11 protein-coding genes are annotated in these 15,230 nt (G+C 40.0%); 6 read left to right on the top strand and 5 right to left on the bottom strand.

Annotation, left to right across the window (positions count from 1 at the left end; all coding sequences use genetic code 11):
• Window positions 1-12 precede the first annotated feature (12 nt).
• Window positions 13-2,418 (bottom strand): 3-hydroxyacyl-CoA dehydrogenase/enoyl-CoA hydratase family protein, encoded by a 2,406-nt coding sequence (locus Q8S11_RS11545; RefSeq protein ID WP_305662258.1) that lies wholly within the window; start codon window positions 2,416-2,418, stop codon window positions 13-15.
• 84 nt (window positions 2,419-2,502) lie between these two features.
• Window positions 2,503-2,967 (bottom strand): MarR family winged helix-turn-helix transcriptional regulator, encoded by a 465-nt coding sequence (locus Q8S11_RS11540; protein ID WP_305662257.1) that lies wholly within the window; start codon window positions 2,965-2,967, stop codon window positions 2,503-2,505.
• Window positions 2,968-3,093: 126 nt separating this feature from the next.
• Between Q8S11_RS11540 and Q8S11_RS11535 the strand changes: the two genes are divergently transcribed.
• Complete coding sequence (locus tag Q8S11_RS11535; RefSeq protein WP_305662256.1) at window positions 3,094-3,495, top strand: hypothetical protein; 402 nt, start codon at window positions 3,094-3,096, stop codon at window positions 3,493-3,495.
• 19 nt (window positions 3,496-3,514) lie between these two features.
• Window positions 3,515-4,036, top strand: a complete 522-nt coding sequence (locus Q8S11_RS11530; protein WP_305662255.1) for a hypothetical protein — start codon at window positions 3,515-3,517, stop codon at window positions 4,034-4,036.
• A 24-nt stretch (window positions 4,037-4,060) separates the two neighbouring features.
• On the opposite strand, the gene ggt is transcribed toward Q8S11_RS11530, so the two are convergent.
• Both ggt and Q8S11_RS11520 read right to left on the bottom strand, forming a co-directional pair.
• The gene (gene ggt, locus Q8S11_RS11525; RefSeq protein WP_305662254.1) at window positions 4,061-5,770 is read right to left on the bottom strand and encodes a gamma-glutamyltransferase; all 1,710 of its coding nucleotides are present in this window, start codon (window positions 5,768-5,770) and stop codon (window positions 4,061-4,063) included.
• On the bottom strand, window positions 5,763-7,529 hold the full coding sequence (locus Q8S11_RS11520) for a long-chain fatty acid--CoA ligase (protein WP_305662253.1): 1,767 nt from the start codon (window positions 7,527-7,529) through the stop codon (window positions 5,763-5,765). Before Q8S11_RS11520 ends, ggt begins: the two co-directional genes overlap by 8 nt.
• 209 nt (window positions 7,530-7,738) lie before the next feature.
• Here Q8S11_RS11520 and Q8S11_RS11515 point away from each other — a divergent pair, with 209 nt between their 5' ends.
• Window positions 7,739-8,212 carry a hypothetical protein gene (locus tag Q8S11_RS11515; RefSeq protein ID WP_305662252.1) on the top strand — a complete coding sequence of 158 codons (474 nt, stop codon included), beginning with the start codon at window positions 7,739-7,741 and terminating at the stop codon, window positions 8,210-8,212.
• A 353-nt stretch (window positions 8,213-8,565) separates the two neighbouring features.
• Here Q8S11_RS11515 and Q8S11_RS11510 read toward each other — a convergent pair whose 3' ends face one another.
• Complete coding sequence (locus tag Q8S11_RS11510; RefSeq protein WP_305662251.1) at window positions 8,566-10,371, bottom strand: M61 family metallopeptidase; 1,806 nt, start codon at window positions 10,369-10,371, stop codon at window positions 8,566-8,568.
• A gap of 134 nt (window positions 10,372-10,505) precedes the next feature.
• Here Q8S11_RS11510 and Q8S11_RS11505 point away from each other — a divergent pair, with 134 nt between their 5' ends.
• From Q8S11_RS11505 to Q8S11_RS11495, 3 genes are read left to right on the top strand one after another with little or no spacing between them, the layout of a single operon-like run.
• Entirely contained in the window at window positions 10,506-10,973 is a 468-nt protein-coding gene (locus Q8S11_RS11505) for a MarR family winged helix-turn-helix transcriptional regulator (protein ID WP_305662250.1), read from the top strand.
• Between the two features lie 4 nt (window positions 10,974-10,977).
• Window positions 10,978-12,048: an efflux RND transporter periplasmic adaptor subunit gene (locus Q8S11_RS11500; RefSeq protein WP_305662249.1), complete on the top strand. Its 1,071-nt coding sequence runs from the start codon at window positions 10,978-10,980 to the stop codon at window positions 12,046-12,048.
• 51 nt (window positions 12,049-12,099) lie between these two features.
• Window positions 12,100-15,207, top strand: a complete 3,108-nt coding sequence (locus Q8S11_RS11495) for an efflux RND transporter permease subunit (RefSeq protein WP_305662248.1) — start codon at window positions 12,100-12,102, stop codon at window positions 15,205-15,207.
• Window positions 15,208-15,230 lie beyond the last annotated feature (23 nt).

Genomic DNA, 15,230 nt, shown 5'->3' with positions numbered 1-15,230 from the left:
CAATACTCAATACTAATTCCTCAACGGCTTACCCTTAGTCAGTATACTCTGTATTCGTTCAAGTGTTTTCTTCTCTGCGCAAAGCGAAAGGAACACTTCACGCTCCAGGTCAAGCAGATATTGTTCAGAAACTAATGTTGGAGCTGAAAGATTACCACCGCAGAGCACATAGCCCAATTTTTCGGATATCTTTTTATCGTGTTCTGAGATAAAGTTCCCGGCGAACATGGAATTTGCTCCTGCATAAACAATACCCATCCCCTGCTTACCTAATACCCTGATATCCTTGCGTTGAACCGGCTTTGTATATCCTCCATCTGCAAGTTCAATTGCTTTTTCTTTTGCGTCAATGATTAATCTGTTACGGTTCATGCTCATACCGAACTTCTCCTTTTGCAGGTAGCCTAGTTCAACTGCTTCAACAGCCGAGGTCGAAACTTTAGCCTGCCCGATAGTTAAAAAACGCTCCCGGAGTGCTGCCTGCTCTATTTGACCCTCTTTAAACTCATCTGATAAACGAAGGGCAAATTCTTTTGAACCTCCTCCTCCCGGAATCAATCCCACGCCAAATTCAACCAATCCCATATAGGTTTCGGCATTAGCCTGAACAAAATCAGCATGAAGACACAATTCACAGCCGCCTCCAAGGGTAAGATTATGCGGAGCGGCCACAACCGGAATACTTGAATAACGCATCCGCATCATTGTATTCTGAAACATCTTAATGGCTATGTTGATCTCATCCCAATCCTGTTCAACGGCAGCCATAAATATCATTCCGATATTTGCGCCCGCCGAAAAGTTGGCTCCATCATTCCCAACAACCAGACCCCGGTAATCTTTTTCAGCCAGATCAATCGCTTTATTTAATCCCTGAATCACTTCACCACCAATGGTGTTCATTTTGGTGTGAAATTCAAGATTCAGTATTCCATCGCCCAGATCGGTAATTGTAGTTCCTGAATTTTTCCAAACTGTATTTGTTGAACGAATATTGTCCAGAATAATGAAAGATTCGGTTCCTGGAACCGCTTTATACGACTTTGATGGAATATCGTAATACTTCTTAACCCCGTTTTCTACCTTATAGAATGACTCATTTCCGGCCTGAACCATCTCATGAACCCATGCTGATGCCTCATTACCATATTTCTTCATTCCTTCGAGCGCGTTTTTCAGTCCGACAGCATCCCATACCTCAAAAGGACCCAGTTCCCATCCAAAACCAGCCCTCATTGCATCATCAATACGGTATAGTTCATCAGAAATTTCAGGAATACGGTCTGAAACATATTCAAAAAGCCCGAAAAAAGAATGGCGGAAGAAATCACCGGCCTTATCAGTCCCATTAGCGAATACTTTCATCCGCTCAGGTAAATTTTCGATTAGTTTAGTCGCCTCAAGTGTTGAAGATTTTATTTTCTGCTGAGGTTTATATTCTAATGTTTTGAGATCAAGAGCAAGGATTTCTGAATTCCCATCAGCACCTTTTACCTTTTTATAAAAGCCCTGCTGTGTTTTATCCCCAAGCCACTTATTCTCCTGCATTTTCTTGACATATGCAGGGAGTTCAAACAGATCATGCGCTTTATCTTCAGGAAGATTGCTATACAAGCCTCCCGCAACATTGATCATTGTGTCCAGTCCGACAACATCCGTAGTACGGAAGGTCGCCGACTTAGGTCTGCCCAAAGCGGGCCCGGTATATTTATCAACCTCTTCAACCGAGAGATCCATCTTCTCAACCAGATGAAGGAGTGCCATGATGGAATAAACACCAACACGATTTGCGATAAAGGCGGGGGTATCTTTACATAATACAGTGGTTTTTCCAAGAAATTTATCACCGTAGTACATCAGGAAATCAACAATCTCAGGTTTTGTCTGAGTAGTGGGGATGATTTCAAGTAAACGAAGGTATCGCGGTGGATTAAAGAAGTGGGTACCGCAAAAATGGGATCGAAAATCTTCTGAACGTCCTTCAGCCATCAAATGAATCGGAATTCCGGAAGTATTTGAACTAATCAGAGTTCCCGGAGTTCTGTATAATTCAACCTGATCAAAGATCAGCTTTTTAATTTCCAGCCTTTCAACAACAACCTCAATCACCCAATCGCAGGCTGCAATATCTTTCAAATTGTCATCGAAATTGCCTGTACTTATATTGCCTATAACTTTTTTGGAGTAAACCGGGGAGGGATTGGCCTTTAAAGCACTTTCAAGTGCAAGATTTACAATTCTATTTCTAACTGCTTTAGAATTAAGATCAGCACCTTTTGACTGCTCCTCAGCGGTCAGTTCCTTTGGAACGATATCCAGCAGCAGCACTTCAACTCCAACATTGGCAAAATGGCATGCAATACGGGAACCCATGATGCCCGAACCCAATACCGCTACTTTTCTGATGACTCGTTTCATCTGTTTATTTTTATTTATTATCCCGCAGTTGCCGGATGTAAGCTAAGATGATTAAATACCGAAATCGGATTTGTACTAATTTTTTCAAGTTTTACTACCCGGAATTTCCGGGTAGCAAAACTGAGGTTTATAATCAGTGGTTAGTTGATTTATTTTGTTTAACGTATTAATCAGCTTAAGCCGATCCTTGTCAGAAATATGTGCATTGAGATACTCATTAAATTTCCTCACTACATCTTTTGCAATCTGACGCTTTTCAATACCTGATGGAGTTAAAAATATCTTTACAGAACGCTTATCATTCGGATCTGTCTCCCTGTAAATGAGACCAAGTTCTTCCATATTCTTAAGCATTCTGGACAGACTTGTGGATTTCACACCTGACAATGACGCAATTTGTGAAACCGCAGTACCCTCCTCATGTATATTAATAAGCATATAGCCCAGAGCCTGTGTTATACCATAATCTGCAGCAATCTGATTATATTTATTTGCTACTGTTTGCCAAACGATTTTTAAAAAATAATCTACTGTTTCTTCTGGCTTCATTCAAATTTACTATGCTTGCATAGCAAATGTATAAAATAGATAAATATAAAACAAGAGTAATTTTGCTTTTATTTTGATGAGTCATAAACCATCATTTGCATATTAAAGCTTAGATTTGGTAAGAAAATGAAAAAATATAAAGTCTACATCCTTATTTTATCTGTTTTGATAATCACTGCGATAATATGGAACACGATTGCAGAAACGGGAATAAAAGACCTGAAAAGTGACTTTAAAGAAGTGGCATTTATTCGCAATGAACAGAACACAGGTCCGGTAATCAGAATTTATGCGGTAAGCGTTAATACTGAAAATTGGGAGGAAATGGAACAATATGGTCGTTACATGCCTCATACCAAATACGGCACAACGAAAATTTACTTTTTTCTGAACAAGGCTGAACTTCCTAAAGAATTGAATTTCGGCGAAGTAAATATTGCAGAGCAATACAAGGAACATTGTATAGCAATATATGAAAAAGACGGAATGAGTCAGAGCTCAATCCGTAAGTATCCCTTTAAAAATTGAATCAAAAATATATAAACCGATGAAAAATAAAGGATTAAGATTCACTATTCTATTACTGATCGCTTTGGGATGGATTATCCTGATGCGTAATATGACTACACCCCTAAATCAAAGCAGCATTCTCTCATTTGAATTTATTGGAACAGCCGCAAATGCAGAAATATTTCTTAATAACCTGGAAACATTAGGCCATACAGAATTGATGAAACTCAGTATCTACCTTGATTTCATTTTCCCGCTTCTGTATGGAGCCGCCTTCTTTTATGGCAGTGCATGGGCTTGTGGAAGGCTGGCTAATGATCATCCTTTAAACAAGTTCAGAATTTTGAGTAACATGGCTGTGATTGCAGTTGCCTGTGATTTTCTGGAAAACCTTGCCTTGCTTCAACTAATCAATTCAGGTCCAGACGACACCTATGCCGGGGCAGCTTTCATCTTTGCAGGAATAAAATTTTTACTGTTAACAATAATATTGCTCCACTTTCTGGTCACAGTTATTATTACGGCTAAAGAGAAGCAAAAAGCTGAACCTGAGCTTTAAACACGGGTATTTCATTTCAGAACATCACCATCCCATCTTCGTATCATCTCCACGGGGGTCGGCACCCCCCTCATAATAACCCCATTGGGTTTTAAGGATTGCATCAACACGACCAATTGCTTTACGTTCTTTAAAAATGTATCCCTTCTTCTCCAGCTTATTCCTGACCAGGGTATCCAATCCACCCTGTTCAACAGTAACAACATCCGGATACCATTGATGATGGAATTTCTTCGCATTTACAGCGGCCTGCATTCCCATATCAAATTCAATCACATTTAATATAGTTTGAAAGACAGAGGTAATTATGGTTGAGCCACCGGGGGTTCCAACAACCATAAACAGTTCTCCGCCTTTTTCAAGGATGGTTGGAGTCATTGAACTGAGCATTCGCTTTCCTGGAACAATGGAATTAGCTTCGCCTCCAAGCAGTCCGTACATATTAGGAGTGCCCGGCTTAACTGAAAAATCATCCATCTCATTGTTCAAGAGGAATCCCGCACCTTTCACAAATACCATTGAGCCATAACCCCCATTCAGGGTTGTAGTCACTGAAACAGCATTTCCCTCACGATCAACGATTGAAAAATGCGTAGTTTCTTCATTTTCTTTTGGCACTTCACCTGCTTTAATATCAGTACTGAGTGTTGCTTTCTCCCAGTTAAAGTCTTTCATTCTGTACTTTGAATAAATCGGATTAACCAGGTATTTCTGCGGAACTTTATAAAAATCCGGATCGCCAAGATGGCTTGCCCGGTCGGCATATACCCTTCGCTCAGCTTCAACTACCACCTGGACTGTTGAGTCGGAGTTATGCCCCCACTTACTGAGCGGAAACTCTTCAACAGAATTCAAAAGTTGTAGTAATGCAATTCCACCGCTGGAAGTTGGCGGCATAGTGATTACCTTGTAATCCTTATAATTACCAATTAGGGGTTCGCGCCATTGTGACTGATAATTTTTCAGGTCCTCCTTGCTGATCAAACCACCTCCACTAATCATCTCCGCTTCTATATGATCAGCCACTTCACCGGCGTAAAATCCATCCCGGCCTTTATCCCTGATCAATTCCAAGGTTTTAGCGAGATCCTCCTGAATCCAGGAATCACCTTTCGCCCATTTCTCTTTAATAAAATAAGATTTTCCGGGATTATATTTTTTAATATTTTCCTGTAATTCTGTAAATTCTTCTACCTGACTATCTGTAATGGGAAATCCCTTTCTGGCAAGATCCAGTGCTGGCTGTACTACTTCAGCCCAACTCAGTTTACCAAACTTTTCATGAGCCTTAACCATACCGTCAACACTTCCGGGTACACCGGCCGCGAGATGCCCGAATAAACTCATTTCCGTAACGGCATTGCCGGAAGAGTCCAAATACATATCACGACTTGCCTTTCCGGGCGCCTTTTCACGAAAATCGAGTGTCGCGAGTTCTCCGCTTGCAGAACGGTAAACCATAAATCCTCCTCCTCCTAAATTGCCTGCACCGGGATAAACCACCGCCAGTGCAAATTGAACCGCGACTGCAGCATCAACTGCATTTCCGCCCTTTTTGAGAATATCCAAACCTACTTTTGATGAGGATGGATGTGCAGAAACAACCATCCCTTTTTTATACTCACCGGAATTATTTTTGGAAAGACTTCCGCGAAGACATCCTGAAAACAGGACACTTAAAACAATTAAAACTACTTTGCCTTTGATAAAACCCGTGGCTGTGATACTATGCATTTTTATATATATTTTCAACCTTCTCTTTGTATTTCTGCAAAATTGCCTTCCTTCTCAAACTCAGTTTTGGCGTAAGTTCCCCACCGTCAATACTCCAATCTTCTGTCAGCAGTTCAAATTTTTTAATTTGCTCCCAATGCCCGAAATCTTTGTTGAAATGATCAATTACTGACTGTATTTTATCTATTACCCTTTGATCCAAAATCATTTCCGGATTATTAGTATAAGCTATTCCAGATCGTGTACACCAGGCTGATAGTGCCGGATAGTTGGGCAGGATCAATGCTGCCGGGAATCGCTCATTTTCCCCGATTACTATCATTTGCTCGATATATGGCGATTCCTTGAATTTATTTTCAAGAATCTGCGGGGCAATATATTTTCCGCCGGCTGTTTTAAATATCTCCTTTTTACGGTCGGTTATTCTGAGGTACTGACCATCTACCCATTCACCGATATCGCCGGTATGGAAGAAACCATCCTTATCAATTACCTCATCACTTAGATCGGGGCGATTATAATAGCCTTTCATTACATTTGGGCCTTTACATAAAATTTCTCCATCTTCTGCAATTTTTACTTCCACATCCCGGATAGCTTTACCAACAGTCGTAAATTTTGCTGCACCTAAATCAAGTCCGTTTACTGCAATTACAGGCGAAGTTTCTGTAAGTCCATATCCCTCCAGAACAGGCATGCCAGCAGCCCAAAATACCCTTGCAAGTCGCGATTGCAAAGCAGCACCACCCGAAACCACAGCCAAAATATTACCACCCAAAGCATCACGCCATTTATTGAAAATGAGCTTATTAGCTAGTTTAAGCTGAATTTCATACCATAATCCATTCGCTCCATTCATTTCATATCTAAGTCCGAGGTTCAATGCCCAAAAGAATAAAGATTTTTTTACCCCTGTCAACTCAGAGCCTTTAGCCACTATCCTGTCATATACTTTTTCCAGTAGGCGTGGAACTGTGGTAAATCCATGTGGTTTTACTTCTACCAGATCAGCAGCAATGGTTTCCATACTTTGGGCATAATACACTGATACTCCGAGGTAGAAATACATATAGAGCACCATGCGCTCAAAAATATGTGAGAGAGGAAGAAAACTCAGTGCTTTTTTGAAACCAACCGGGTACAATCCAGAAGAGGACATTACATTACTGACCAGATTACTATGAGTCAGCATAACCCCTTTTGGTGTTCCGGTAGTACCTGAAGTATATATCAGGGTTAGCAGGTCATCCGGGAGGATCCGATCACGATAAACCTGCAGATTAACAGGTTCGGCCCTTTCTCCAATCTCAATCAGTTCCTGCCAGTGTGGTACCCCTTCAATAGTGTCAAAACTGAATATCTTAAAGTCAATTCCCTCTGTTTTTCTGACATTGTTAAGTTTTTCATAAAGTGCCAGATCAGAGACAAAAACAATTTTTACTTCTGCATCCCGAAGTATAAACTTGATATCATTTTCGGAGAGAGTTGGATACATAGGCACCTGTGTAGCCCCGATTTGCATGATTCCAAAATCACAAATATTCCATTCAGGACGGTTCGGCGACATAATTGCAACCTTGTTATCCTTAATTATTCCCGAAGCGATCAAGCCCTGACTTACTGAATTTACCTGGGCTACAAATTTTTCTGTAGAATATTTATTCCAGATACCATTCTGCTTTGCTGCCACCATATCTTCTTTCCGGTGTTTTTCAAGGGAGTGCTCTAAAAGATCAAATACACGAGTAATTGCTGCCATATCTTCTTTTCATTAAAACTGTAATTTAGCAAAATAGCTAAATATAAAAAGGGTATGATTAAGAATAAATACATTGTCATGTAAAAAATGTCAACTTCATGAAATTTCCAATGTTGTAGTTGAAATTTATCTGACAGTATTGAATTTCTGTCAGATAAACGTTTCTATGGCATTATATTTGAAATGTCCACCTGATAAATATTATGATTATGAAAAAGCTATTACTACTTTGTTTAACTGCAGGATTTGTTTTTCTTGCCAATTCGAACTCACAAGCACAGACTTATGAGAATGCCGTCGGGGTAAGACTTGGGTCTTATAATGGCTTAAACTACAAAACATTTTTGAACTCAAACAAGGCCTTAGACCTTAATTTATCATTCAGAAATAATAATGATCTTCAACGGTTTCTGTTCACCGGACTTTATGAAGTCCACCATCCAATTGAAGGAGCATCCGGCCTGTTATGGTATTATGGTGGTGGCGGTAGTATCGGTTCTTATAAAAGAAAAGATTTTGATGGTGATCTTTGGTTAAGCGCCGATGGTGTACTGGGTCTAGATTATAAAATCGAAGGTGCCCCCCTAAACCTTGCCCTCGATTGGAGGCCCCGCTTCGAATTAACTCCGAACACAAATTTACGTACAGGTGATGTTGGTCTGGCAATAAGACTTACTTTCTAAACATAAAGATTTCCCAGTAATAATCTGTTGCTGTCCCGTCGGCATTTTGCAATAACCCTGCTTTTGCTTCTCTGTCGGGGTACTTTAACAAGAACCTGAGCTTCTGCTTCTATTGCTTTAAACTTAATGTATTGAACTTAAGACAAAACATTCTGTTTTTTAACAGCTTAAAAATGAAAATTATAAGACTTAGACAGGGGACTTAGCCAGGCTTTAGGACAGCTAGTTGTATAGTATTTTACGTTCAGTAGTATTAGAATGGAGGTTTTAGGTGACGAAATTGAGAACTTGGGTACCGGCCTTCTCAAATCTCATATCTCAATTCTCATATCTCATATCTCATATCTCAATTGTCAAAGTTTCAACCACCTCTTCCTTACCGCAAGCTGTTCTTGGGTAAGATTTGGAACAGAGGCGATTCTAAATCTATGATTCGGATTCCTGACCAGTGTTAACTCAGTTTTTCGGAAAATACCATCACGACTGAATGAGATTTCAATTTTTTCACCTGGCTTTTTACTTGAAATAAATTTCTCAACTTCTGATAGTCTGGGATCTGATACATTATTTATCCGAGATCCATCTATAGCTATTATCTCATCGTTTACATTTAAGCCACTCTTCCAGGCAGGGCTTTGCCGACTTACATTTGTCACTATAATCTTACCATCTTTTAGCGCAGTTACTGCACCCAGATATGCGTCATTACCTTTAGCCGCATCATCAATCAGTGTAAAACCGGCATACCCAAAATATTTATTGTAATCTATGGTCTTTACCCCGTTGACATAATCCCTGTAAACATCATCAAAAGATTTTCCTGCCACCTTTTCCAGCATTGACTTGAACTCGGCATCAGTAAACCCACGGTCCTTTTTTGTATAATACTCATCATACATTGCCTTCATAAGCTCATCCAATCCTGCTTTGGACTGAGTTGAATGAATAATTTCAAGATCAATGATCAGAGCCAGCAAAGCGCCCTTACTGTAATATGAAATAGTAGAATTAGCAGAGTTTTCATTTGGACGATATTGCTTAATCCAGGCATCAAAACTTGCATCGCTCAGTGCCTCAACCCGGTTCCCGGGCTGATTTTCCACAGAGCTAATTGAAGCAGCAAGGGTCATCAGATAACGTTCAGGGCTTTGTAAACCAGCCCTCTTAGTATAGATATCCTGATAATATGCAGTGAAGCCTTCAGCAATCCATAGGTTTCTGGAATAGTTTTCCTGTTCATAATTAAATGGCCCTAATGCTATCGGACGTAAACGCTTTACGTTCCACAGGTGAAAATACTCATGAGAAACAAGTCCAAGGAACCTCAAAAGGCCTGCTTCTGTATTGTATGAATTGCGGCTGGCTCCTAAAACAGTTGAATTCAAGTGCTCAAGTCCGCCACCACCTGAATTAAAATTATGAACTATAAAAACATATCGCTTGTTGGGATTAATGCCAAAAGTTTTGGTTTGCTCTATGACGATCTTTGACATATCCCGCTTAAGGATTTCTTTATCATAATTTCCTCCTCCATACATCGCAACTTCATGCTGTACTCCCTCAGCAACAAATTCAAAAATATCCTGATTCCCAACTTCAAAAGGCGAATCATAAAGCACATCGAAGTTCGGAGCATAAAAAGTGTTGGGCTTTGAACTGACTTTCTCAAGACCAGTTGAAATTTTAGACCATGTTTCATGAGGGTTAATTGTTATCTCGGATGCTTCATTTAGCTGGCCATCGGGGTACATAAAAATTCCAGTTGGAGATAAAAAAGCATGTGATTCGTCTACAAAACTTGTCCTGACAGATATTTCGAATGAATATATCCTATAACTTACTTTTACTTTCCCAGAATTTGCAGTACTAATTCTCCAGGTATTTTTACTGATCTTTTCAAATGGAAGTTCTTTGCCTCCCTGGTCAAATGCTTTAAATCCTTCCACATTTTTGGAAAATTCCCTGATCAGATAAGATCCAGGTGTCCAAACAGGCATTTTTAAATCAATATGAGCCGATTTAACTCCGGAAATATTCATCTGCACCTCTGCATAATGAGCCTGAGGCTCAGTAAAAGAAAGCTCAAAGGCGATTTTATTTTGGGCAAGAAGAGAGCTGGACATAAAGACAACAATAATTAAAGAGATCAAATATTTCATTTTCCTATATATAATCGTTCACTGCAAAAGTAAGTTTTCGATTCAATTTAATTAGGGCTTGCAGTCAATGTCCGGTAAAATAGTTGCTACATCAAACTAATTTCAAAGTTTAAAAATAGATTTGTACTACTAATATGATTGAACCACTTGCTAATCCATTTATTGCTGTTTCTAAGAAATATCTGAGCGCCCTTTCAAAAATGGTCCCTCAGTTACCAATTGATAGGTATCATTATGTTCTGCTATTAATCGATTCACATGATCGCATTTTAACACAAAAGGCACTTTCAGAAATTTTGCATATCGACAAATCCTATATGGTCACTATTTTGGATTATCTGGAAGAAAAAGGCTATGTGAAGCGAGAAAAAAATCCACAGGACCGCAGGGAGCAGCTAATCAGATTAACCTCCTCTGCTAAAAGCAGTCTTCCAATCATTAGAGCGGCCATAAAAGAACTCAATGCGATAGCATTTCAGAATATTTGTGATTCAAACAAGCTTTTATTTACGGAATTACTGACTACCATTCAACAGAATCTATTAGATATTTCAGCTGATTCGCTGGAAAAAACACATCCCATATTAAAAAATTATAATTAATTACATGAAAACAAAATATATCGTTTACACAATTCTTGTAATCCTGCTGGCTGTATTTGTGGCTTACCGTATCAACAAGAATAAGGTTCAAAAGGCAGGTGCTGCTGCAGGTCGTGGACCCGGAGGCCCGGCTTCTGTGTTAACTGTTAACGGTATAGTAACAAAGGCTGAGAATTTTTCGAACTCCCTGGCCATCGCCGGGACGATAGAGGCGAACGAACAGGTTGATATACGCAGTGAGGTTTCCGGTCTTGTTACTCAGATCCTGTTCAACGAAGGAACTACAGTGCCCAAGGGAAAGGTATTATTAAAAATCAATGATCTTGAATTACAGGCTCAGCTTTCTCAAGCTTTAACCAAACAAAAATTAGCACAGGAAACGGAATTTCGTGCCGGTAAGTTGCTTGAAAAAGAGGCAATCAGTAAAGAAGAGTATGATGTGGCCTTGTCTGAACTGCGATCATTAGAATCTCAAACACAACTTATACGTGCTCAATTGGCCAAAACCCTGATCCGCGCGCCATTTAGTGGTAAAATTGGTTTAAGAACTATTTCTGCCGGAGAATATATTACCCCTTCAAGTAATATTGCACGATTAGTCAGTACTGACCCTGTTAAGATTTTATTTTCAATACCTGAAAAGTATTCAGGCACTATAAAACTAAATACGAAAATCTCATTTACAGTAGCCGGATCAAATAACTCCTACACCGGTTCAATTTATGCAATTGAACCAGGAATAGATATGTCCACCAGAACATTACAATTAAAAGCCAAAGCTTCCAATTCAAATGGGATACTGCTTCCGGGATCTTTCGCTAAGATTGACCTGCCTCTAAGCAATATAAATGATGCGATTTTGATACCAACAGAATCGATAGTCCCGGTACTTCAGGGTAAAAAAGTATATGTCAGTTCAAATGGAAAAGCCAGGGAGGTTATGGTTGAGACAGGGACCCGAACTGAGAAATCAGTTTTAATTCTTTCCGGATTAAGTATTGGAGATACTGTATTAACTACCGGCATTATGTCATTAAAAGATGATATGCCTGTTAAGGTGACGATTACAAATTAATTCAAGATTATTCGAATAATTTACCCGATTAAATAATCAAAAAATTGTCCTATGAGTTTATCAACCACCAGCATAAAAAGGCCAGTACTTGCAATCGTAATGAATCTGCTTTTGGTTCTTTTCGGTGTCATTGGCTTTAGTTTTTTAGGGGTTAGGGAATTCCCCTCTATTGACCCACCGATAGTTTCGGTACGAACAAGTTATCCTGGTGCAAACTCAGACATCATTGAGTCTCAGATAACTGAACCTCTTGAGAAGGCAATAAATAGTATAGAGGGGATTAAAAACATGTCTTCTTCGAGTAATCAGGGCACGAGTAATATAAATATTGAATTCAACCTTGACAAAGAGCTTGAAGAAGCTGCCAATGATGTCAGAGACAAGGTTTCTCAGGCAGTAAGATCATTGCCAAAAGATATTGATGGCCTGCCGGTAGTATCAAAAGCAGATGCAAATTCGGAAGCAATTTTATCAATGACTATACAGAGTGAAAGCAGAAACCAGCTTGAACTTAGTGATTATGCAGAAAACGTAATTTCACAGCGCCTTCAGACCATTCCCGGAGTAAGCGGTATACAGATCTGGGGACAAAAACGCTATGCCATGCGTATCTGGATTGACCCGGCTAAGTTGGCCGCATACAAGCTTACTGCACTGGATGTAAAGAATGCCCTCGACAGGGAAAATGTGGAACTTCCTTCGGGAAAGATTACCGGAAATTCAACCGAATTGTCGGTGAAAACTCTTGGTAATCTTACCAATGAAGAACAATTTAACAATCTGATTATTCAAAGTTCAGGAGACAATATTGTTCGGCTGAGGGATATTGGTACTGCGATGCTTGGGCCTGAAAATGAAGAAACTATGCTTCGTTCATCAGGAAAACCTATGATAGGAATGGGCTTAATCCCACAACCGGGGGCCAATTACCTGGAAATATCCAATGAGTTCTACAAACGCTATGAACAATTAAAGAAAGAGCTTCCGGAGGACTTAAAGCTTGATATTGCGCTCGACACTACAGTATTCATCCAAAGATCAGTAACAGAGGTTGCTGAAACGATTTTAATCGCTCTAATTCTGGTAATTCTGATCATATTTCTTTTCTTCCGCGACTGGAGTATTGCATTCAGACCATTAATCGATATACCGGTATCACTGATATCCACATTTTTCATTATGTACCTTTTTGGATTTTCTATTAATGTACTTACCCTTCTCGCAATTGTACTGGCTACCGGTTTGGTTGTGGATGACGGGATTGTTGTAACGGAAAATATTTTCAAGAAGCTCGAAGAGGGTTACAGTCCGATTGAGGCCGCCATAAAAGGGTCGAATGAAATATTTTTTGCTGTAATTTCAATATCAGTAACCCTTGCTGCAGTATTCCTTCCTGTGATCTTTCTGGAGGGATTTGTTGGCCGGCTATTCAGGGAATTCGGGGTAGTTATTGGTGCGGCTGTTTTAATCTCAGCATTTGTCTCTCTTTCATTAACACCGATGCTGAATGCCTACATGATGAAGGCAAATAAAAAGAAAACCCGATTCTATAATTGGTCTGAACCTTATTTTGAGAAAATGACTTCCGGTTATTCAGAATCCCTGACCAGTTTTATGAAAAAACGCTGGATCGCTTTTCCGATCATCTTTATCTGTATCGGCCTTATCGCGCTATTCTGGGCTATTCTTCAAAAAGAAACTGCTCCATATGATGACCGTGCTGCAGTAAACATGCAAGTCACAGCTCCTGAGGGCTCCTCATTCGATTATACAGATAACTTCATACTTGAACTTACCAAACTGGTAGAGGATTCTATTCCTGAAAAAGAATTTCTCCTGACAGTTACTTCTCCGGGCTTTAGTGGTTCAGGAGCGGCAAATACCGGCTTTTTAAGATTACGTTTAAGTGACCCATCGAAAAGGGAGACTTCACAGGCACAGGTTGCTGAGAAGTTAACAAGAATTACCAAACCTTATACAGAAGGCAGGGTATTTGTTATTCAACAGCCTACAATTTCAGTTACCAGACGAGGAGGCTTACCGGTAAATTATATCATTCAGGCTCCTAACTTTGAAAAACTCCGTGAAAAGCTTCCGTTGTTCATTGATGAAATCAGTCAGGATCCAACCTTTACAGCTGTCGATGCAAACCTGAAATTCAATAAGCCTGAAATAAATGTCACTATTGACAGGGAAAAATCCAGAAATCTGGGCGTTTCGGTATTGGATGTCGCACAAACCTTACAATTTGCACTCAGTGGACAACGCTTTGCGTACTTCCAGATGAACGGCAGGCAATATCAGGTCATTGGTCAATATGACCGTCCCGATCGAAATGATCCGCTGGATTTAACCTCAATTTTTGTACGAAATAACAAGGGTGAGCTCATTCAGCTCGACAACCTGGTTGCAGTACAGGAAACAAGTACTCCTCCACAGTTGTACCATAATAATCGTTTTATGTCAGCTACTGTATCTGCTGGTTTAGCCCCCGGAAAAAGTATTGGTGACGGAATCGAGGTTATGGATCAGGCTGCGGCAAAAATTCTGGATGATACATTTTCTACTGATCTGGGAGGAGAATCACGTGATTACCGGGAAAGTTCTGCAAATACACTTTTTGCATTTGCTCTCGCTTTGTTACTGGTCTACCTAATCCTGGCAGCGCAGTTCGAGAGTTTCATCGATCCATTTATTATTATTCTAACGGTGCCAATGGCGGTGGCAGGTGCCTTCCTTTCACTCTGGCTTTTCGGACAAACATGGAATATCTTTAGCCAGATCGGAACAATCATGCTCATTGGGCTAGTCACGAAGAACGGTATATTAATTGTAGAATTCGCAAACCAATTGAAAGAGCAGGGAATGCCCTTAGGTGATGCAATAATCGAAGCATCGGTAGCACGACTAAGACCAATCCTGATGACAAGTCTGGCGATTGCTTTAGGTGCATTACCAATTGCTATGGCACTGGGTGCGGCTGCAAAAAGCCGGATGAGCATGGGGATTGTAATTATTGGAGGAACACTCTTCTCATTGATTCTTACACTTTACGTAATTCCTGCTGTTTATTCCATGTGGTCGAAGAAACACAAGCCGCTTCCGGAGATAACAGGAAAAGCAGAACCGGTTCTTGAAGCAGAATTGATTAACGGCTAATAAATACACTAAGATCAGGCCGG

Source organism: Daejeonella sp., from assembly GCF_030695525.1.
Lineage (GTDB): Bacteria > Bacteroidota > Bacteroidia > Sphingobacteriales > Sphingobacteriaceae > Daejeonella.
This window is presented reverse-complemented; position numbering and strand designations above follow the sequence as displayed.

Coding starts and splice junctions, on each gene's coding strand:
- ggt (WP_305662254.1), bottom strand. CDS start 5,770: ATGCATAGTATCACAGCCACGGGTTTTATCAAAGGCAAAGTAGTTTTA.
- Q8S11_RS11495 (WP_305662248.1), top strand. CDS start 12,100: ATGAGTTTATCAACCACCAGCATAAAAAGGCCAGTACTTGCAATCGTA.
- Q8S11_RS11510 (WP_305662251.1), bottom strand. CDS start 10,371: ATGAAATATTTGATCTCTTTAATTATTGTTGTCTTTATGTCCAGCTCT.
- Q8S11_RS11530 (WP_305662255.1), top strand. CDS start 3,515: ATGAAAAATAAAGGATTAAGATTCACTATTCTATTACTGATCGCTTTG.
- Q8S11_RS11515 (WP_305662252.1), top strand. CDS start 7,739: ATGAAAAAGCTATTACTACTTTGTTTAACTGCAGGATTTGTTTTTCTT.
- Q8S11_RS11505 (WP_305662250.1), top strand. CDS start 10,506: ATGATTGAACCACTTGCTAATCCATTTATTGCTGTTTCTAAGAAATAT.
- Q8S11_RS11520 (WP_305662253.1), bottom strand. CDS start 7,529: ATGGCAGCAATTACTCGTGTATTTGATCTTTTAGAGCACTCCCTTGAA.
- Q8S11_RS11535 (WP_305662256.1), top strand. CDS start 3,094: ATGAAAAAATATAAAGTCTACATCCTTATTTTATCTGTTTTGATAATC.
- Q8S11_RS11545 (WP_305662258.1), bottom strand. CDS start 2,418: ATGAAACGAGTCATCAGAAAAGTAGCGGTATTGGGTTCGGGCATCATG.
- Q8S11_RS11500 (WP_305662249.1), top strand. CDS start 10,978: ATGAAAACAAAATATATCGTTTACACAATTCTTGTAATCCTGCTGGCT.
- Q8S11_RS11540 (WP_305662257.1), bottom strand. CDS start 2,967: ATGAAGCCAGAAGAAACAGTAGATTATTTTTTAAAAATCGTTTGGCAA.